The 19,396-nt window shown below is 63.4% G+C and carries 12 protein-coding genes and 13 pseudogenes; 13 read left to right on the top strand and 12 right to left on the bottom strand.

What is annotated here, in order from left to right; translation table 11 throughout:
* Nucleotides 1–14: 14 nt before the first annotated feature.
* Nucleotides 15–191, bottom strand: a complete 177-nt coding sequence (locus tag CSV86_RS29260) for a DUF2986 domain-containing protein (protein WP_009406434.1) — start codon at nucleotides 189–191, stop codon at nucleotides 15–17.
* Nucleotides 192–324: 133 nt separating this feature from the next.
* On the opposite strand from CSV86_RS29260, the pseudogene CSV86_RS29255 reads away from it, so the two are divergent.
* Nucleotides 325–1,600, top strand: a pseudogene (locus CSV86_RS29255) (MFS transporter).
* Here CSV86_RS29255 and CSV86_RS29250 read toward each other — a convergent pair.
* Together CSV86_RS29250 and CSV86_RS29245 are read right to left on the bottom strand one after the other, a co-directional pair.
* Nucleotides 1,601–2,529 (bottom strand): annotated as a pseudogene (locus tag CSV86_RS29250) (LysR family transcriptional regulator).
* A 29-nt stretch (nucleotides 2,530–2,558) separates the two neighbouring features.
* A pseudogene (locus CSV86_RS29245) lies at nucleotides 2,559–2,890 on the bottom strand (DUF2834 domain-containing protein).
* A gap of 58 nt (nucleotides 2,891–2,948) precedes the next feature.
* Here CSV86_RS29245 and CSV86_RS33970 point away from each other — a divergent pair.
* The 4 genes from CSV86_RS33970 (at nucleotide 2,949) to CSV86_RS29235 (ending at nucleotide 4,213) form a co-directional block, all read left to right on the top strand.
* On the top strand, nucleotides 2,949–3,404 hold the full coding sequence (locus CSV86_RS33970; RefSeq protein WP_512700238.1) for a helix-turn-helix domain-containing protein: 456 nt from the start codon (nucleotides 2,949–2,951) through the stop codon (nucleotides 3,402–3,404).
* Nucleotides 3,290–3,625 (top strand): MmyB family transcriptional regulator, encoded by a 336-nt coding sequence (locus CSV86_RS33965; RefSeq protein ID WP_512700237.1) that lies wholly within the window; start codon nucleotides 3,290–3,292, stop codon nucleotides 3,623–3,625. Before CSV86_RS33970 ends, CSV86_RS33965 begins: the two co-directional genes overlap by 115 nt.
* Nucleotides 3,595–3,813, top strand: a complete 219-nt coding sequence (locus CSV86_RS33960; RefSeq protein WP_512700236.1) for a hypothetical protein — start codon at nucleotides 3,595–3,597, stop codon at nucleotides 3,811–3,813. Before CSV86_RS33965 ends, CSV86_RS33960 begins: the two co-directional genes overlap by 31 nt.
* Nucleotides 3,814–3,916: 103 nt before the next feature.
* The gene (locus tag CSV86_RS29235) at nucleotides 3,917–4,213 is read left to right on the top strand and encodes a DUF6555 family protein (protein WP_009406423.1); all 297 of its coding nucleotides are present in this window, start codon (nucleotides 3,917–3,919) and stop codon (nucleotides 4,211–4,213) included.
* 45 nt (nucleotides 4,214–4,258) lie between these two features.
* On the opposite strand, the gene CSV86_RS29230 is transcribed toward CSV86_RS29235, so the two are convergent.
* Nucleotides 4,259–4,564 (bottom strand): hypothetical protein, encoded by a 306-nt coding sequence (locus CSV86_RS29230; protein WP_009406421.1) that lies wholly within the window; start codon nucleotides 4,562–4,564, stop codon nucleotides 4,259–4,261.
* 332 nt (nucleotides 4,565–4,896) lie between these two features.
* On the opposite strand from CSV86_RS29230, the pseudogene CSV86_RS29225 reads away from it, so the two are divergent.
* Nucleotides 4,897–5,251: pseudogene (locus CSV86_RS29225) on the top strand (con-10 family general stress protein).
* Nucleotides 5,252–5,342: 91 nt separating this feature from the next.
* A pseudogene (locus tag CSV86_RS29220) lies at nucleotides 5,343–6,214 on the top strand (manganese catalase family protein).
* A gap of 43 nt (nucleotides 6,215–6,257) precedes the next feature.
* Here CSV86_RS29220 and CSV86_RS29215 read toward each other — a convergent pair.
* From CSV86_RS29215 to CSV86_RS29205, 3 genes and pseudogenes are all read right to left on the bottom strand, one after another.
* A pseudogene (locus tag CSV86_RS29215) lies at nucleotides 6,258–6,768 on the bottom strand (ferritin-like domain-containing protein).
* Nucleotides 6,769–6,861: 93 nt separating this feature from the next.
* A complete protein-coding gene (locus tag CSV86_RS33670) occupies nucleotides 6,862–7,110 on the bottom strand; it encodes a hypothetical protein (protein WP_170395245.1) in 249 nt (82 codons plus the stop codon).
* Nucleotides 7,111–7,141: 31 nt separating this feature from the next.
* Nucleotides 7,142–7,408, bottom strand: coding sequence for a hypothetical protein (locus CSV86_RS29205; RefSeq protein WP_170395241.1), 267 nt, complete (start codon nucleotides 7,406–7,408; stop codon nucleotides 7,142–7,144).
* Between the two features lie 790 nt (nucleotides 7,409–8,198).
* Here CSV86_RS29205 and CSV86_RS32450 point away from each other — a divergent pair.
* From CSV86_RS32450 to CSV86_RS33125, 5 genes and pseudogenes are all read left to right on the top strand, one after another.
* Nucleotides 8,199–8,366 carry a hypothetical protein gene (locus tag CSV86_RS32450; protein ID WP_240160650.1) on the top strand — a complete coding sequence of 56 codons (168 nt, stop codon included), beginning with the start codon at nucleotides 8,199–8,201 and terminating at the stop codon, nucleotides 8,364–8,366.
* Between the two features lie 129 nt (nucleotides 8,367–8,495).
* Nucleotides 8,496–9,180: pseudogene (locus CSV86_RS32445) on the top strand (IS3 family transposase); the annotation flags it as partial.
* Between the two features lie 265 nt (nucleotides 9,181–9,445).
* A complete protein-coding gene (locus CSV86_RS29195; RefSeq protein WP_446532484.1) occupies nucleotides 9,446–9,895 on the top strand; it encodes a CinA family protein in 450 nt (149 codons plus the stop codon).
* Between the two features lie 52 nt (nucleotides 9,896–9,947).
* Nucleotides 9,948–10,455, top strand: a pseudogene (locus CSV86_RS29190) (hypothetical protein).
* A gap of 9 nt (nucleotides 10,456–10,464) precedes the next feature.
* Nucleotides 10,465–10,908 (top strand): annotated as a pseudogene (locus tag CSV86_RS33125) (DUF421 domain-containing protein).
* On the opposite strand, the pseudogene CSV86_RS32915 reads toward CSV86_RS33125, so the two are convergent.
* A pseudogene (locus CSV86_RS32915) lies at nucleotides 10,909–12,498 on the bottom strand (SulP family inorganic anion transporter).
* Between the two features lie 399 nt (nucleotides 12,499–12,897).
* On the opposite strand from CSV86_RS32915, the pseudogene CSV86_RS29175 reads away from it, so the two are divergent.
* Nucleotides 12,898–15,069: pseudogene (locus CSV86_RS29175) on the top strand (ATP-binding protein).
* A 2-nt stretch (nucleotides 15,070–15,071) separates the two neighbouring features.
* Here CSV86_RS29175 and yfcF read toward each other — a convergent pair.
* The 4 genes and pseudogenes from yfcF to CSV86_RS32910 all read right to left on the bottom strand — a co-directional run bounded on the left by yfcF (nucleotide 15,072) and on the right by CSV86_RS32910 (nucleotide 19,258).
* Nucleotides 15,072–15,611 (bottom strand): glutathione transferase, encoded by a 540-nt coding sequence (yfcF, locus tag CSV86_RS29170; protein WP_376699782.1) that lies wholly within the window; start codon nucleotides 15,609–15,611, stop codon nucleotides 15,072–15,074.
* 183 nt (nucleotides 15,612–15,794) lie between these two features.
* Nucleotides 15,795–17,122: pseudogene (locus tag CSV86_RS33665) on the bottom strand (c-type cytochrome).
* 11 nt (nucleotides 17,123–17,133) lie between these two features.
* Nucleotides 17,134–18,900 (bottom strand): annotated as a pseudogene (locus tag CSV86_RS29160) (GMC family oxidoreductase).
* A 37-nt stretch (nucleotides 18,901–18,937) separates the two neighbouring features.
* A complete protein-coding gene (locus CSV86_RS32910) occupies nucleotides 18,938–19,258 on the bottom strand; it encodes a gluconate 2-dehydrogenase subunit 3 family protein (RefSeq protein ID WP_311985905.1) in 321 nt (106 codons plus the stop codon).
* Nucleotides 19,259–19,396 lie beyond the last annotated feature (138 nt).

The following is a 19,396-nucleotide window of genomic DNA, read 5'->3' as shown; positions in this document are numbered from 1 at the left end:
AATGGTAACGATTATCAGATCAATTCCGACGTAGGTGACGCAGCCACTACGTTTTCGAGTTCATTCGCTTGGGCCAGCTTCAACCGGTCCGCCTTGGAGACATAGGTGTTCCTGTTCTTGGGCGCCAGCTTGGCACTGGCCTTCTTGGCCTTGGCCTTGAACAGTTGCTGGAGCTTTTTTTGACGATTCATGGCGGTGTACTCGGCTGGAACGGCGGTCGCACACAGTACGGAGTCAGCCGGGTCGTGTCCATGGACCTGTTCGGGTTCCGTCATGTGAAGCCAGCGATTACGGTAGTGGCTTCACTCAAGCAATGACGAATTAATGAATCCATTTCCTCAAACAAGAGAAAAAACACCAAAAATAAGACCTCTTTTAACAAATAGACTGGGGCGCTGTTCATTGGAGCCCCTCGTTCATGTCCGTCCACCAGCCCGTCCCTCGCTTGGCATCTACCCGCTCCACCGGATCAGCATCGCCATCCTCGCCTTTTCAGCCTTCCTGATCGTCACTACCGAATTCCTCATCGTCGGCCTGCTGCCCGCCCTGTCCGGGACCTGGGCATTTCGATTTCCATGGCCGGGCAACTGGTCACCCTGTTCGCCTTCACCGTGATGCTGTTCGGCCCGCCGCTGACCGCCGCCCTCTCCCATGTCGACCGCAAGAAACTGTTCATCGCCATCCTGCTGATCTTCGCCGCGTCCAACGCACTGGCGGCCGCCTCGGACAGTTTCGTGGTCCTGGCCCTGGCACGGATCATCCCGGCGCTGGCCTTGCCGGTGTTCTGGGGCACTGCCAGCGAAACCGCCGGACATCTGGCGGCCCGTTGAAAGCCGGCCAGGCGATTTCCAGGGTCTACCTCGGCATCTCGGCGGCCATGCTGCTGGGCATCCCGCTCGGCACGGTGGCCGCCAGCGCCATCGGCTGGCGAGGCGCGTTCTGGATGCTGGCGGGCCTGTCGTTGCTGATGGCGCTGGCGGTGACGCTGTGCATGCCCAGCGTCGCGCGAACCGCCAAGGTCGATTTCATGAAACAGGCACGGATCTTCAAGGAGCCGTTGTTCCTGGCGAACGTGCTGCTGTCGGTCGTGGTGTTCAGCGCCATGTTCATCGGCTACACCTACCTCGCCGATATCCTCGAACGGGTCGCAGGCGTCCCGGCGGCGCAGGTGGGCTGGTGGCTGATGGGCTTCGGCGCGATCGGCCTGGTGGGCAACTGGATAGGTGGCAAGGCGGTGGACCGCTCGCCGATCAAGGCCACCGCGCTGTTCCTGGCGCTGCTGGCGATCGGCATGGCGGCGATCGTTCCCTGGCCCATGCAGGCGTGCTGTTCGCTGCCGCGCTCGGGCTCTGGGGTATCGCCAATACGGCGCTGTACCCGGTCAGCCAAGTGCGGGTCATGGCTTCGGTCAACCACGCCCAGGCCTGGCCGGCAGCACCAACGTGTCTGCCGCGAACGCCGGTATCGGCATCGGTGCGGTGATCGGTGGGCTGACCATCCCGGCCCTTGGGTCGAATGGATCGGCTATATGGCCGCGCTGGTCGCGCTGCTGGCCCTGCTGATGGTGCCGCTGGTGCGCAGGCTCGATCCAGCGCGCTGATCAGGGTTCGGCGCGGGTCCCGTGGGGAGCCAGGCGCGGTAGCAGGTAATCGAGCAAGGCGCGGACCTTCGGCAGGTTTTCCCGGCTCTTGAGCCAGACCAGGTGCATCGGCAAGCCATCGTGGGCCAGGTCCGGCAGCACCTCGACCAGGGTGCCCGCATCGACATGCCGCTGGGTCAGCCAGGTCGGTAGCTGGCCAATGCCATGGCCGGCGAGCACCGCAGCCACCTCGCCCTCGCCATCGCCCACCGCGATGCGCGCCTGCATGGTCCGACGTTCCATCTCGCCGGGCTGGCGCCCTTGAAGAACCAAGGGCTGACCAGCCCGTTGCTGTGCCCGTAGACCACACACTGATGGTGCTCCAGGTCCTGCCCGGTGCGTGGCACCCCATGGCGCTCGAGGTAGTCGGGAGAAGCACAGAAGATCTGGCGCTGGGCACCGAAATAACGATGGCCGAGACTGGCCGGCCAGACGTCCGCACCGCCGATGCGCACGACGATATCGATGCCCTCCTGGACGGGGTCGACAAAGTGGTCGGAGAAGGAAACATGCGGCTGCAACAGTGGATGCAGGCGCAGGAAATCCATGATCAACGGCAGCACGTGCAAGCGACCGTAGGAGGCCGGCAGTTCGATCCGTACCCGCCCGTGAGGCTCGTTGCCCTCGCAGGCCAGGGCCTGCTCGACTTCCTCCAGGTCCGCCAGCACCGAGGTGCAGGTACGGTAGAAGGTCAGCCCGGCTTCGGTCAGCGCCAGGCTGCGGGTGGTCCGGTTGAACAGGCGAGTGCCCAGGCGCCCTTCCAGGCGCGCCACGCTTTTGCTCACGGCGGAGCCGGTCAGGCTCAAGCGTTGTGCCGCAGCGGTAAAGCTGCCCAGGTCGGCAACGGCGACGAATACATCGATGCCCTTGAGCCGTTCGGAGGAGAACATGCGCAGTCCTGCTATTGACGAAAGGTGTATTAGCTCCCAGGACGGTCGCCAACGCAATGGTGCGGCCCTGCGCCGCGCAATGCGATATACAACAACGGCCCCAACGAGACGAACAGTGCCGTCAACAGCAACCAGGGCAAGACACTTAGCCAGGCTCCGCCGCGCGACCGCACATCAGCGACCATCCATATCCCGGCCAGGAACGCCATCAGGTACAGGTCAATCACTACCTGCGCCGTATCCGGCCGAGACATCAACTGCAACCGAACGCCAGCAACGACTGCTCGGCGAGCGTCATTGTCCAGGCGGTATACGACGCGAATACGATGAACAGAACGAACGCCACGACACGTATGAACATTCCCGACCCTCACGATTAGGCAACGCCATCAAAGTAGTGATAGGGTGCCCCGCCCTCAATGACCTCCCAGGTCATGGACGCCCCGTACAAGGACCGTCACAGTCGCGCCATGAGCCCACGCCCTTTTCACACCCTGAGCCCGGCCACCCACGCCGGACAGCATCTGCGCCAGTTGCGCCGGCAGGCCGGCCTGAGCCAGCTAGGCCTGTCCCTGGCCTGCGGCATTTCCCAGCGTCACCTCAGTTGCATCGAGACCGGCCGCGCCAAGGCCGGGCCCGGTACCCTGCATGCCTTGCTGTCGGCGCTGGATGTGCCGCTGGAGCAGTGCAACGAGGTATTTCTCGCTGCTGGCTATGCACCGCGCTACCAGGCACGGCGCTGGACACGCCATCGCTGGCCATGGTCCGTGACGCCATCGAGCATCTGCTCCGCGCGCAAAACCCGGCCCCCGCGATCGCCCTCGATAGCGACTGGAACATCATTGCCGCCAATACCGCAGCCAACCTGCTGTTGACCATGGCCGGCGCGCCAGTGGCGGCCCGGGGCTCAACCTGCTGGAGACCCTGCTGTGTTCAGGCGGGCTCGGCGATCGCCTGGTCAATGCTGCACAGATCCGCGCCATCACCTGGCAAAGGGCGAATCGCGAAGCGCTGGGCAATCCCGCGCTTGCCCGGCGCCTGCAAGATCTGCCAAGACCAGAGAGCGTGCCAGAGGACGCCGATGCTTCACCGTTGATCCTGACCCGGATCGGAACGGCGGATGCCGAACTCAGGTTTCTCTCCACCTTCACTACCTTCGGCATGCCCCTGGATATCAGCGTGGCGTCGCTGCGCATCGAGCACTTGATTCCTGCCGACGAACACACTTGGGCAGTCATGCGCAGCGCCTTTGTCGATAACCCCGGCGTTGATCCGGATCAATAAGCAGACACTGTAAATCCGCCCAACATTTCCACTCATTCAATCGAATTGAATTTTTCCGAACCGCGCCTCTCCATGTATCCGGTATCTGATGAAGGAGATCGCCATGAAGGGACCCCAACTGTATGTAATCGACTATGAACTGCGCGGCGAACCTCGCACTTTCATCATCAGGCTGGAACGCATGGATAATGCCGAGGCCTGGCATTGGGCAAGTTGCGATGCGGGAATAGGCGTTATTCCGCGCTTCGGTCAGCACAAGATCAAGAAAGTGAGCAAACCGATGGCAGAACGCTATGGCCTGGAGAATGTACGCTGGCGACTGGCCGGGGACGGACCGGCCTTCCAGCCACCACCCGTGGACCCGAAGAAGTTCGCCGAGACCAGCACGCTGCCGGACTGAAGGAGCCCGCAGCAAAAAGCCCGACCTCAGGTCGGGCTTTTTCTTTCAACCTTCCCGCACGCTGGCATACCCGCCGCCCCGTGCCAGACGGGTCGCGGCCAGGCGCCTGGCATGCACCACGCCGAACGCCAGGGCCTTGGACATGGACTCGCCAGGACGCGAATCGAAGGCTTCCTCATGTAACGCCTGACCATCGGCGGCATAAATGCCGATGAACAATTGCGTATTGCCAGTACGCGACAGCCTGACCTGAATATCAATATGGCTGCCATCATCGAGTATTTCGTCGTAGGAGCGATGGTGAAGGCCGGGATCCGCCCATGACCAGAATACCTCTCCTCGAATTCTCATCGGCCCTCCTGAAAGTTGATGAAACGACAACCGACACAGTAGCCCTTTGTTTGAACGACTGGAAATTTATTGCGCAAATAATCCGCTAGCCGGATCGACGGAAAACAAAGTTATACCTGGGAATTTGTGCCGTACAACTTTTTCGAAAAGTTATACATAACGCTTCGCACACCAACTATTGGCTAAGTGTTCGAAAAGGCGCCAGCAGTTAGCCTTGATGCTCTTAATGCACTTCGTCCGCTACTGTCGAATACAGTAAAAACCCTCGCCGCTTGCCCTCGGTCATTACTGAACACAGACCAACCTGTGTGACAGATACGAGGTGAAAGATCATGGCTGACAATCAGGACAAACGCGGCAACCAGGGCGGCAACGCCAATACCAACCCGGGCAACTTCGCCAATGACCGTGAGAAGGCTTCCGAGGCAGGGCACAAAGGTGGCCAGGCGTCCGGCGGCAATTTCAAGAACGATCCGGAGCGTGCCTCCGAAGCCGGCCATAAGGCGGCCAGGCCTCCGGTGGGAACTTCAAGAATGACCCGCAACGTGCCTCCGAAGCCGGCCACAAAGGCGGCCAGGCCTCCGGTGGCAATTTCGCCAACGACCGTGAGAAAGCCTCCGAGGCCGACGGGTCGGCGGCCAGCACAGTCATGGCGGTGGCCGCAAAAGCGATGACGACAATCGCTGACCGGTGCTTGAAGCGTAGGTAGTGAAGCTTGCAGACCGTGTAAACCTGCCGGGGCGGCAATCGCCCCGGCTGCTCGCCGAGGAAGAATCTCATGTTCATGCACAACAAGCGATTGCAGTACACCGTGCGCGTCAGCGCGCCGGATCCGGCATTGGCCAACCTGCTGCTGGAACAGTTCGGTGGCCCCCAGGGCGAACTCGCCGCAGCGATGCGCTACTTTACCCAGGCGGTCAGCGAGGATGACCCAGGACGCAAGGACATGCTGTTCGATATCGCCACCGAAGAACTGAGTCACCTGGAAGTCATCGGCTCCATCGTGGTGATGCTCAACAGGGCGCCAAGGGCCGGCTTGCCGAAGGTGTGGAAGCGGAAGGCGAGCTGTATCGCTCGTTGACCGGCGCGGGCAATGACTCGCACATCACCAGCCTGCTATACGGCGCCGGCGCGCCCTTGGTGAATTCCGCCGGCGTGCCGTGGACGGCGGCCTATATCGACACCATCGGCGAGCCGACGGCCGACCTGCGCTCGAACATCGCCGCCGAGGCCCGGGCCAAGATCGTCTACGAGCGCCTGATCAACGTCACCGACGATCCAGGCATCAAGGACGCACTGGGCTTTCTCATGAGCCGGGAAATCGCCCACCAGCAGTCCTTCGAAAAGGCCCTGCACTCGATCCAGCCGAACTTCCCGCAAGGCAAACTGCCCGGCCATCCGGAATTCAACCGGACCTACTTCAACCTCTCCAGCGCGGCGAAATGCGCGGGCCGTGGAACGAGGGCGAAGACTGGGTATACGTGGAAGAGCCGCAACCGGCGGTGGATGGTGGCGATGGTTCGGCCTCGGTTGAACTGGACGATTTTTCCGCAAGCACCTTGAAAGCATGAAGCTCAGGACCATGTCCAACCCAACGCGCAGCCGATCACCGCGGCTGACCTTGGCAAGGTCAATAACGACGAGGCGTAAAAAAAACCGCGCCGGCGCTTGGCCCGGCGCGGTTTTTTTCTGGTTAGCGCTTGGCCTCGGCATCCGGATCGGCCGAACGTTCAAGGAAGGCTCGGGTCACTTCCGGAGGTGCTCCCTCAGCCAGTCGGCCATGGCGATCTCCTCCTTGATGATCGAGCGGCAGACCTCGGCGGTGGCCACGTCTCCCGCCGCCTCGGCGGCTTCGATCAACACGGTGTAGCTGGCGATTTCCAGATTCTCGAACACGTAACCGGCCATGGCGCCCTTGACCACCTCATCGCTCATGGTCATGCCACCTACGCCTGAGCAAAAGCCATCAACTTGCCCGCCAGGTCCTTGAGGGTCGAGGTGCTGCCGCCCAGGCGTTCGATACAGCCCACCAACTGGCGTTGCTGGCCGCGGGTTTCCTCGATGTGCTTGACGATCCGGGTCTTGAGCAAGGGGTAGTGTTCCAGGCGCTCGGCCTGGGCCTTGAGCATGCTTTCGGCCTGCTGCTCCATGGCGTGGGCATCACGCAGCCAGTCCAGCAGGTGTTCCTGTGGTGTGGTGGTCATAGGGAAGACTCCTGTTTCCATGAGTGGAGTAATTGAGAGGCCTGGCCAGGCGCGCAGATCCTTGTCGCGACGGGCGGTGCCTGTGCGCCCCGGTCATCGAAAAGGCTGAACCTGCAAGCCCGTGCCGCTCTCGAACGGCAACTCACTCACCCCCAGGAGGCAAGCGAAATGGCCAGGCATCTTTTCCTGATCAGCTATATCCAGAACAACCAGCCCGGCACCTGCGAGCTGTACAGCGAGGAGGAAACCTTGACGCCCGAACAGGCCGCCGCCCATTTGCAGGGCCTGCAGCGCGGCGATGCGGCCTCGTTCAGCGATGTGCAGGTGCAACGCCTGGAACATGACCACGAGCCCGGCACCACGCCAGGCACTATCAACAGCCGTGACACGACGCAGCGGGAGCGACGAAGTCGTCTCCCGCCACGGCCCGCAGGTAACTGCGATCGGCCAGGGTCCTGAGGTCGCGCCATTGCTGCCAGCCGACCAGCCCCTGGCGGTCCATCTCGTCGGCACGTCTTAGCAGCTCATCGTGGTAGTCGTCCGGGCGCTCGCGGCGCAAGCGATGGTCGTCGTAGATCGCAAACAGGCATCCAGGGCTCGGGCCCCATTGCTTGTGCACCACACGACTCATCGATTGCATTCATCGCCGTCCTCCTCTACCTACAGGGTGGAGCGCCATGGCGCGGACGGGGTTCAACGCGAGTACGCCAGCGGTCGTTCGGCTCTTCGCTGATGGGTATCTACACATCTTTTGAGGAAAGAAGGCTCGTTAGTAGATCGCATCAGGGCTGGCAGGTGCTTGTCATGAATTTTTTTGGCGCTCTTAAGATCGAGCGCCGCCCGCGCGGCGCATCGCTGGCAAGCCAGCTCCCACATTTTGTTGCAACGTGCCTATGCCTGTCAGGCCATGTCTGATCGCCTTGTTCGGACGACGCGATACCGCGTCGAGTCCAACAGCCTCCCCGCAGTAGATCGCCGAACATCCAAAGGCTGCCAACGGAGATCTCACAGGCCATGGTACGTTGCAACAAATGGACTGCCCCAAGAAGTTGGAGACTAATCCAACCCTTGGGGAGTTATGAGTAAGTACACCGAGCAGTTCAAGCTCACAGCCATCACTGCCTACCTGGAGGCACCGATGGTTTCCGAAAGGTAGCCCGGCATTTCGGTATCGATTTCAGCCTGCTGAGGCGCTGGGTGGCGAGCTATAAAGCCCGTTCCACTATCAGTCCCATACCTCACGGTCAGCGCTACGACATCAATTTCAAGCGCAGGGTTGTGCAGTACATGCGCGAGCATCGGCTTTCCTGCGTAAAACGGCAGCTCACTTCGGCTTGGGACAGTCCTCCCGGGTAGGCATTTGGGAGCACCAGTACTACAGTGGCAACCTTGCCACCTCTACTGCCACTCAACGAAAAAAGCCTGCCGACGTGTCCAAGAAGATCAAGCCACTCAAACCCACTGACACTGACGACGCGCTGAAGCCGCGAGATCAGCTCATGGCAGAACTCGAGTATCTGCGCATGGAGAACGCTGTCCTAAAGGAGCTGAAGGCTTTGAGAGAGCAGAAGGAGCGAAGGCCAGAGAAAAAACGCTGATCGTCTCAAGACTCCGAACCCGATTCCCGCTGTCAGCGTTGTTGGCCCTGGTCGAGTTGTCGAACAGTACCTTCTACTACCAGCTCAAAGCCTTCAAAAGCCGGATAACATGCCGATCTGAAAGAGCTGGTGAGTCAGGTCTATCACAAGGAAAAAGGGCTCTATGGGTATCGGCGCCGTGACGCTTGCGATCAAGAATCAAGGCATCCTGGTGAACAAGAAGGTTGTGGAGCGGCTGATGGCCGACCAAGGTTGCGGGCGGTTGTGCGGCCTAAAAAGTATCGGTCCTATCGAGGAGAGATAGGCAGGATTGCCGAGAATCTGCTGGAGCGAAACTTCATCGCCCAGCGGCCCAATCAGAAGTGGGTGACTGACGTAACCGAGTTTAAAGTGGCTCAGCAAAAGCTCTATCTCTCACCAGTGATGGACTTGTACAACAGTGAGATCGTGGCCTACGAGATCGCTCGCCGCCCAGGCTATGAGCTGGTGGGGAATATGCTGGAAAAAGCTCTGAGTAGCTTGGGAAAGGAGCCGAAGCTGGTCATCCACTCTGATCAGGGATGGCATTATCAGCAGCGCCAATACCGCGAAAAGCTTGAGCAGCGTGGCGTAAAGCAGAGCATGTCGCGCAAGGAATTGCCTGGATAACGCCGCTATGGAAAGCTTCTTCGGCACACTCAAGTCTGAGTTTTTCTATTTGAAGCGGTTTGAGAGCATCGAAGAGCTGACCACCGGTCTGGACGAGTACATCCGCTACTACAACCATGACCGCATCAAGCTGAGGTTAAACGGCTTAAGCCCTGTCGATTACAGGCCCAAGCTGCTAGCTAAAACTGTCCAACTTTTCGGGGCAGTCCACAAATGTGGGAGCTGGCTTGCCAGCGATGCGCGCGCGGGCGGCGCTCGATCTTGAGGCGCTGAAGATCTACCGGCATGCACTTGGCGGCCATAACGCGGTTCTCAGACGGGCACCTCGCAGCCACCACTATTCAGAAAGATGTCTAGATACCCACGCTCTTCGCTGGAACCAACGCCCGGGCCGTTGCGTCAACCGCAAAACAGCAACAGGGTGCATGACGATGACCAAAGATCCCGTGGAGAGCGTGCTCGAATACCTCAAGCATCACCAACTGGTCCTGACCACCGCCGAGTCCTGCACGGCGGGAGACATGGTGGCCATGCTGGCCGCGATACCCGGCACCGGCGAAGTGCTGGAAAGCGTTATGTGGTGTATTCGCCGACTGCAAGAAACGCCTGCTCGGCGTCAGCCAGGAGACCATCGACCGTTATGGCCTGACCAGCGAAGCAGTGGCCTGGGAAATGGCCCGCGGCGCCTGCGCGACAGCCAGGCGAATGTCGCCATCGCCACCACCGGCATCGCCGGCCCCGAGGGCGAAGGCAGCATCCAGCCAGGCACCCTGTGCTTTGCCTGGGCCTTCGCCGGCGAACCGCTTGCCACCTTCACCGTAGCCAGCGTTTTTTCGGCGAGCGTGCCGAGGTCATGCGCCAGGGCGCGCTGTTCGGCCTGACCCAACTGGAGCACTACCACCAGCGCTGGCTGCGCGGCGAGCGTGCCTGACCATGAACAACGACGAGCTGGTCTCGCGCCATTACCGCGGTCGAGGAAGACATGACCCTGCAGCAGCGGGTCTGGCGCTTCGAGCGGGTCGGTTGGTACGTGCTGGTGCTGATCGTGCTGCTGGCCCTGGCCGGCCTGTTCGGCAACGGTCCGCTCAGCGATGCCGAAGCCACCAGCGCCGACGGCCGCATTCGCGTGGAATACCAGCGTCTGAGCCGCAGCGGCACGACCGACAGCATGCGCATCCAGGTCCGCGGCACCCCGGGCCAGCCGGTGCAGCTGCTGCTCGGGGGCTCGCTGCTGCGCGAAGCCAGCATCGAGACCCTGCAACCCGAGCCGCTGTCGGCACAGTCCCGCGGTGAAGAAATCCTCATGCGCCTGGGTACCGGCGAGGATGGCATCGCGACGCTGTACCTGACCCTGCGCAGCGAACACGTGGGCCGCCTGGAAGGACGCGTCGGCCTTGGCCAGGGCAGCACCACAACCTTCTCGACCTTTTTCTTTCCCTAGGAGCCAGCCATGGATTCCATTCTCCGCGCCGCAGCATGTACCTGGCGTTGATGCTGGTATTCCGCATCGCGGGGCGCCGCTCCCTGGCCGACCTGACCACCTTCGACTTCGTCCTACTGCTGATCATCGGCGAAGCCACCCAGCAGGCATTGCTGGGCGACGACTTCTCCTTCATCAACGCCATGCTGGTCATCGCCACGCTGATCGCCCTGGACGTCGGGCTGTCGCTGGCCAAGCTCAATTCGCGCCGCCTGGCCCGGCTGCTGGACGGCCATGCCACCCTGGTGGTCGAGCACGGCCGCTTCTCCACCAGCGCATGCGCCGGCACGCCTGACCGAGGACGACATCCTGGAATCGGCGCGGGACAGCCAAGGCATCGAACGGGTGGAGCAGATCAAGTTCGCGATCGTGGAGCGCAACGGCAAGATTTCGGTGATCCCACAAGAACAGTGATCAGGGCTTCCAGTCCACCTGATGTTCCTCAAGATACACCTCCACTGCCGCTTCCACCGTCGGCTGGAATACGTCCCGGCCGATATGCGCCAGCACTTCGAGGCGCTCCAGCTTGTCCGCACCGGATCCTTAACCTCGGCGAAGCGTAGTTCGATGCCCTGCCCGCGCAGGCTCTGTTCCAGCTCGACCAGCATGTCTGCCGAGGTCACGTCCACGCTGGTCACCGGCTCTGCCGCGATCACGACCCGTCGCACCGGCCCGGGTGCCTGCTGCACCGCCTGCAGTACAGAGTTCTGGAACAGCTCCGCGTTGGCGAAGAACAGCGGCGCATCCCAGCGCAGCAGCACCAGCCCCGGCACCAGCCGCGCCTGCGGGTAGCGGCTGACGTCGTGATAGCCGCGAATTCCGGCGACCCGCCCGAGTACGGCGTAGTGCGGACGCCAGCCATCCCAGAGAAACTCGATCACCGCGATGGCTACCGCCAGGCCGATGCCTGGCACCGCGCCGAGCACGGCGACACCGACAAAACAGGTGATCGACAGCCAGAACTCCATTGCTGGATACGGTAGATGCGCCGCAGGTCCTTGAACTCGAACAGGCCGATGGCGGACGCGATCACCACGGCAGCCAGGGCGCTGCCGGCAGATGCTTGAGCAAGTCGGGCCCCAGAAGCAGCAACAGCGCCACCCCAGCGCACCGAACACCCCGGCCATCTGCGTACGCGCCCCGGCCGCTTCGGCCACCGGCGTACGCGATGAACTGCTGCTGACCGCAATGCCTTGGAACAGCCCGGTGGCAAATGTTGGCCATGCCCAGGCCGATCATTTCCTGATTGGCATCCACTGGCGTACGGGTCTTGGCGGCATAGGTGCGCGACAGCACGCTGGTATCGGCAAAGGACACCAGCGCCGCCGCGAAGCCGCCGATCAGGATCGCCTGTACGTCGGCAGCATCGATCAACGGAAAGGCGAATCCGGCAAGCCTTGGGGCAAAGAGCCGGTGACCTTGACGCCGTACCTGGCCTCGAACTGCAACGACCACGCGACCAGCGTCGCAGCCACCACGGCGACCAGCATCCCGGGCACGCGCTCGAAGCGCTTGAGCAGCAGGATGATCGCCAGGCTGCCGGCGCCCAAGGCAAACGCATGCCAGTTGGCCTTGCCGTCGAGCAGGGCCTGGACAAGGTGCCAGATATCCCGCGCCGGCCCTTCGCTGTCGACGCTGATGCGAACAGCTTGGCGTCTGGCTGATCAGCACGGTCAGGGCGATGCCGTTCATGTAGCCGTAGCGGATCGGTTTGGACAGCAGCTCGGTGATGAAACCCAGGCGCAGTATCCCGGCCGCAAGGCAGACCAGGCCGAGACCAGGGCCATGGCACTGGCCAGGGTGATCGCCCTGAGCGGATCACCGCCGGACAACGGCAACACCACGGCAATGATGATCGCGACCAGGGCCGAATCGGGGCCGAGCACAAGGATCCGGCTCGGCCCGAACAGGGCATAGGCCAGCAGCGGCACGATGGTCGCGTACAGCCATGGATGCCCGGCACCCCGAGGCCTGGGCGTAGGCGATGCCCACCGGGACCAGCATGGCGGTGAGCACCAGGCCGGCCAGCAGGTCCCTGGGCAACCAGGCAAGCGGGTAGCTGCTCAGCACCTGCAGGCCCGGCAGCCAGCGCTGCCAATCACGTTGCCAGGGGACGCGGCGGGCTTGGACGATGGAGGCTGCATAGATTTCCTTGGGCGACGAGCAGAACGCCTGAGCAAATCTAGCAAGGTTATTGGCTCCCGCAGCCGGCGGCGGTCAATGTTTGGTGCGCTGGGCAATATTCAATTGCCAGCACGGCTGTGCTAGAACATCAGGGCGGCAGGCAACCTGTGGTTTTCCCATGCCGAAGCGGAACGTCCCGGCGCGCGCGCCAGTCCAACGCCGGCTGGCTCCCTGGCCCTGCGGGCAAGAACGAATGAAAAGAAACACCGGTGGAACGCGATGAAGCACCTGACCCGTGAAGCGCTGGAGGCGGAAATCCTGCGTTTGCGCATGGCCCTGGAGAATGCGGGGCTCGATCCCGACCCGCCGTCAGCCCATTACCAACCCTTCGAAACCACCGCCATGCACAAGGCCCAGGTCGCCTTGCGCAAGAGCGAGGAACGCTTTCGCACCATCCTCGAAACGGTCGAGTCGGCCTTCGCCCTGGTCAAGGTCAAGTTCGACGCCGATGACCGTCCCATCGACTACCAGTTCGTCGAGGCCAACCCGGCCTTCGAACGCCAGGCCGGGGTCGATCTGCGCGGCAAGTGGGTCACCGAGTTCGCTCCGGACCTGGAAGACTTCTGGTTCCAGACCTACGGCCACGTGGCCAGGACCGGCGAGCCGGCCACCTTCGAAAGCTATGCCGAAGCCTTCAAGCGCTGGTTCGACGTGCGCGCGGTCAAGGTCGGCGAACCCGAGGAGCGCTTGATCGCGATCATCTCAGCGACGTCACTGAACGCCGTAACGCCGAGGAACGCCTGCGCCGCAGCGAGGCCTTGGCGGCGGCAGAACATCGAACGCGTGCAACTGGCCCTGGCCGCCGGCGCGATCATCGGTACCTGGCACTGGGACCTGCACAACGGCCGGTTCAGCATCGATGAGGCCTTTGCCCGTGCCTGCGGCCTGGATCCGGCCTGGGGCACCGAAGGCCTGACCCTCGAGCAGGTGTTGCAATCGGTGCACCCGGATGACCGCAACGGCCTGACCGAAGCCATCGGCGCGTGATTGCCAGCGGCAAAGCCCTATGCCATCAATACGGGTCAAGCGCAGCGATGGCCGCTATTACTGGATCGAAGCCAATGGCCGCGTCGATCGTGCCGACGACGGCAGCCCCAGCAGCCTCCCGGGTGTGGTGATCGACGTCGAGGAGCGGCGCTTGGTGGAGGCCGAGCGCGACCGCGCCATCGCCGCGTTGCGCAGCCTCAACGAAACCTCGAACAGCGGGTCGCCGCGCGCACCCTGGAGCTGATGCAGGCCGAAGAGAAACTGCGCCAGTCGCAGAAAATGGAAGCGGTCGGCCAGCTCACCGGCGGTATCGCCCACGACTTCAACAACCTGCTGGCGGGGGTTCCGGCGCCCTGGAAATGATGGCGACCCGTATCGCCCAAGGCCGTATCCAGGAGCTGGACAAGTACCTGGACACTGCCCAGGGCGCGGTCAAGCGCGCCGCTTCCCTGACCCACCGGCTGCTCGCGTTCTCCCGCCGGCAGACCCTCGACCCGCGGCCCACCGACGTCAACCGGCTGATGCAGGGCATGGGCGAACTGATCCAGCGCACCGTGGGCCCGGGCATCGCGGTCGAGACATCGGCAGCACCCGGCCTGTGGCCGACCCTGGTGGACGCCAGCCAATTGGAAAACGCCCTGCTCAACCTGTGCATCAATGCCCGCGACGCCATGCCCGATGGCGGGCGCATCCGCATCGAAACCGCCAATACCAGCCTGGATGCCGAGGGTGCCCGGGCCCAGGAAATCGCCGAGGGTGAATACGTCCTGCTGACGGTGGCCGACACCGGCATCGGCATGACGCCGGACGTCCTCGCCAAGGCCTTCGACCCGTTCTTCACCACCAAGCCGATCGGCCAGGGCACCGGGCTGGGGTTGTCGATGATCTACGGTTTCGCCAAGCAGTCAGGTGGCCAGGTGCGCATCAGCTCGGAATCGAGTGGCGGCACCAGCGTGCAGATCCTCCTGCCGCGTTACCAGGGCGCCCTCGACGAGGAAAGCGCCGGCAGCGATCTCAATGCGATCATGCCGAGCGTGTCCGGGGAAACCATTCTCATCGTCGACGACGAACCCAGCGTGCGCATGCTGCTGGTGGATGCGCTGGGCGATCTCGACTACAGCCTTATCGAGGCGGGCGACAGCCTCTCGGGGCTCAAGGTGCTGCGCTCGACGTGCACATCGACCTGCTGATCACCGATGTCGGCCTGCCCGGCGGCATGAATGGCCGGCAGATGGCCGATGCCGGCGAATGAACAGGCCGGACCTGAAGGTACTGTTCATCACCGGCTATGCCGAGACCGCCGCCATCGGTGAAGGGCAACTCGAACCGGGGATGCAGGTGCTGACCAAGCCATTCGCCCTGGAAACCCTGGCAGGGCGGGTGCGGGAAATGATCAGGGCTTGAGATTACAACGCCGGCCGCACCTTTTCCGCCCACTCCCGCACCGAAGCCCGCTGCCACTGCCGCGCCGCATAATCCTTCAGCCGCTGCGGCACTTCATCGCCATTGAGGATCAACCGGTTGAGCATCACGGCCAGGTCCGCATCGGCGATGGACCATTCCCCGCACAGATACTCCGCCCCTCCGGCAACAACGCCTGCGCCGCCGCGATCAGCCTGCGTGCCGCCGCCTGCCCGCCGTCGACAATGGCCCTGCTTCACGCCGTAGAACACCACCAGGGTGGAACGCTCTTCGCGGATCGGCATCAGGTCGCTGCGTAACCAGGCCTGGACCTGCCGGGCGCGGGCGCGCTGGCGCGGATCGCGGGGATAGACCGGACGTTCGGGATACAGGTCTTCCAGGTATTCGCTGATGGCCGAGGACTCGGACAGGGCGAAACCGTTATGGACCAGGGTAGGTACCCGTTGGGTGAGAGACAGCCGGCTATAGTCATCCGCCTGGTTTTGCCCCTGGTCGAGGTCGACCGGCACGGTTTCGAAATCCAAGCCCTTTTCCCGCAGGGTCACATACACCGACATGGCATAAGGCTGGTGTAGCGGGCATCGACGAACAGGCGCAACTGACTCATGGCGCAATCTCCTTGGTTGAGGAGATCACGCTATGAGGTTTTCGAGGGAAATACAATTCAAGCTTTTCATGGAGGTATTCCAGGGCGGAATAGGGCTGGCCTACGGCTGCCCGGCGATCCCCGCCCTCACCCGCTCCACCTGCTCGACACTCACCGCCGACGCCCGGTTCGACCACCCCTGGCGCAGGAACGTGGCCAACTGCGCAACCTCGGCATCGTCCAGGCGCTTGGCAAAGCCTGGCATCGGCAGCACCGACGGCGCGCGCTCGGTAGAGGGCGTGGCCGCGCCGGCGAGTATCACGTGCAACAGCGCGTCCGGCTTGTCAGCGGTGACCACCGTGGCCCGTCCAGTTGCGGGAAGACCCGCTCCGCGCCCTTGCCGGAGACGAAGTGGCAGGCATTGCAGTTATCCAGGTACAGGCGCTCGCCAAGGCTGAGGTCGCGCGCAGCGGCAAGCTTGCGCGCCGTGGCGCCGGCACGCTCGGCGTCGGCTTGGTGAGCCCTCGCCTGCCCCGGGTCCAGCGACTTCAGATAAGCCGCCATGGCCTGCAGATCGGCATCGCTCAGGTGCGAGGTGCTGTTGGCGACCACGTCGGTCATCTCCCCGCTACCGAGGCCTTGGCATTGCGCCCGCTGCCCAGGTACTCGGCGATCTCGTCCTCGTTCCAGTGCGGCATGCCACGCAGGGCCGGAACGTTCCAGCCATTGAGTTCGGTACCGGTGAGATAAGCGGCTGCACGCTCGTCCAGGCCATTTTCCTGCAGGGTCAGGGCCCGCGGGGTGTGACACGAGCCACAGTGCCCCAGGCCCTGGACCAGGTAGGCACCGCGAGCGATGTCGTCGCCGTTGACGGCCGCCTCGCTGCTTGCCACCGACTCGGGGCTGGCGAGAACAACGCGCGCCAGTAGGCCAGCGGCCAGCGAATCGAAAGCGGCCAGGGAATGTCGCTGGCACGGTTCTCCTGGCGCACCGCCGGTACGCCCTGCATGAACCAGGCGTACAGCGCCGGGTGTCGGCGTCGGTCAGGCGGGCGTAGGACGGAAACGGCATGGCCGGGTACAGCGCAGCCCCGTCGTGGCCGATGCCGCGGCGCACGGCGCGTTCGAACTGACCATAGGTCCAGCGGCCGATGCCGGTGTCCGGGTCGGGCGTGATGTTGGTGGAGTAAATGGTGCCGATCGGCGAGGCGATGCCCAGCCCGCCGGCGAACGGCTTGCCGCCCTCGCGGGCGGTATGGCAGGCGACGCAGTCGCCGGCGCGGGCCAGGTAGGCGCCCTTGTCCAGCAGCTCGGGGGTGACCGCCTGGGACATCGTTTCGGCGGCATCCCCGGACCGGTTGAGCAGCCCGGCGCCCAGCCAGGCCAGCAGGGCCCCGACCAGCAGGACCAGGCACAGCGACAACAGCAGGGAGCGGGATCGGGTTGTCATGGTCGCGCTCCTCAGGCCTGTACCAACGGGCCAGGGTTCTTCAGGTACTGCTCCTTGATGGCCTGGGCCGACATCAGGGTCAGGGCGCCGATCAGCGCGGTGGGTTGGCCTGGAAGTTCTGCGGGAAGGCATTGCCGCCGGGGACGAAGACGTTGTGCACATCCCAGCTCTGCAAGTAGCGGTTGAGCGCGCTGGTTTTCGGCGAGTCGCCCATGATCGCGCCGCCGACGTTATGCGTGGACACGTACTTGGTGATATCCCAGTGCGAGTCCATGCCCAGGAAGTTTTCGCTGTAGCTGTCCGGCCCCAGCTCCCGGGTGATGTCGAGGACAATGCCGCGCAGGTACTGCTGCAGCTTCAGCTCGTTGGGTTTCCAGTCGAAGGTGATGCGCAACAGCGGCTGGCCCCACGGGTCCTTGTAGGTCGGGTCGAGGTCCACATAGTGGTCGCGATAGGACATGCAGCCGGTGGAGATGTTGATGGTCATCGAATGGCCGTACCAGTCCTGCATCGCCTCCTTCCAGCCCTGGCCCCATTCCGGCGTCCCCGACGGCAGCGAGGTGCCGATGGGCGTGCCGGTGGCCTGGGAACTGTGGATCTTGGCCCCGCCGATCACGCCCAGCCCCGGGCCATCGAAATTGCCCGGGAGATATCGTTGAACATCTGTCCGGTGGCGCCGGCGGTGGCGAAGGGATTGAAGTGCTTGTCCTTGAAGAACAGCGTCGCTCCGCCGACGCTGAGGAAGGCATAGTTGCGCCCGATCACGCCCTCGCCGGTGTGCGGGTCATAGGGCTTGCCGATGCCCGACAGCAGCATCAGGCGCACATTGACGAACTGGAAGCCGGCCAGGATGACGATCTTCGCCGGCTGGAACACCTCGTTGCCCTGGGCATCGGCGTAGGTAACGCCGCGGGCGGTCTTGCCGTCGGGGTGCAGATCGACCCGCAGCACGTTGCAGCCGGTGCGGTAGTCGAAGTTGTCCATGCGCGTGAGGGCGTCCATCACGGCGGTCTGCGGCGAGGCCTTGGAATAGTTCAGGCACGGGTACTTGCTGCAGAAGCCGCAGTAGTTGCACGGCGCGATCTGGTTGCCGTAGGGGTTTTTCCAGGGCGCGAAACGTTGGCCGAGGGGTTGGGGAACGGGTGGTAACCCAGCTTGCGCGCGGCCTCGGCGAACATCCTGTTGTTCAGCGTGTCTTCCAGCGCCGGCAGCGGGAACGGGCTGGAACGCGGGCCCTCGAACGGGTCGCCGCCGGCGATGATCTGCCCGCGCAGGTTGCCGGTGTTGCCGGACAGGCCGCAGATCTTGTCGAAACGGTCCAGGTACGGCTCGATCTCGTCCCAGGTGAAGGGGTAATCCTGGATCTGCATGCGCTCGTCGAGGCTGCCCGGTGCGTAGGCCTGGTCGGCATAGGTCTTGAGCTTGATATCGGTCGGCGTCGGCCGGATCAGTACCCCGGTCCAATGCAGGCCGGAACCGCCGACGCCGGTACCCGGGACGAAGGCGCCCCACTGCCGGGTCGGCAGCGCGTTGCCGGCGAGGTCATGGCGTACGGTCAGGGCACCGTCCCTGGGCGTGACCATGACCTTGTTGCGCAGGCCGTAGGCGTACTGGTCCGCCGGCCTGGGGTAGGAAAAATCGGCGTTGGGCCGGTCGGCGCCGCGCTCCAGGGCGCGCACCCTGAGCCCCGCCTGGGCCAGTTCGATGCTCATCAGCGAACCGGTCCAGCCCAGGCCGACCACGACCACATCGACTTCGTCATTGCTCATGCTGCTCATGCTTGCCCCTTGAATGCTGTGGCGTCGGATGACGGCTTCAGGCGCGCTGGCCACTCAGGCTCACCGGCCCGAGCGGATACGCCACGTTGTGTTGGGTCACCCATTCCAGATAGCTGGCACGGGCACCGGGAAAGCCGATGGCGATCCACGCCTTCATGCCCTTGTTGCCGCCGTAAATAGGATCGGCGAGCCAGCCCTGGCGGGTGTGGTTGAGCAGGTCGGTGAACAGCAGCTTGCCCGGCAGCACCGGCTCGCCGTGGGCAGCGAAATCGATCTGGCCGTTCTGCAACTGGCCCAGGACCTGCCCGCGAGTGGGCAGTCGAGCAAGGCGAAATGCGTGCCGTGACTGGCCTGGCACGCGCGCTCCAGGGCGGCGATGCCCTTGCGGTAGACCTCCTGCGGGTGAAGGGCAACTGGTAGCCGAGGGTGGCGGGCGCGTTCAGGTCGAAGGGGCCTTCGAGGTAGACCTCGCTGCCCAGGTCGCCGGCCAGTTGCT

The sequence above is a fragment of the Pseudomonas bharatica CSV86 genome (assembly GCF_000319305.2).
In the GTDB taxonomy this organism is placed as follows: domain Bacteria; phylum Pseudomonadota; class Gammaproteobacteria; order Pseudomonadales; family Pseudomonadaceae; genus Aquipseudomonas; species Aquipseudomonas bharatica.
Note: the sequence above shows the minus strand (reverse complement) of the source record. Positions and strands in the feature narration are given on the sequence as shown.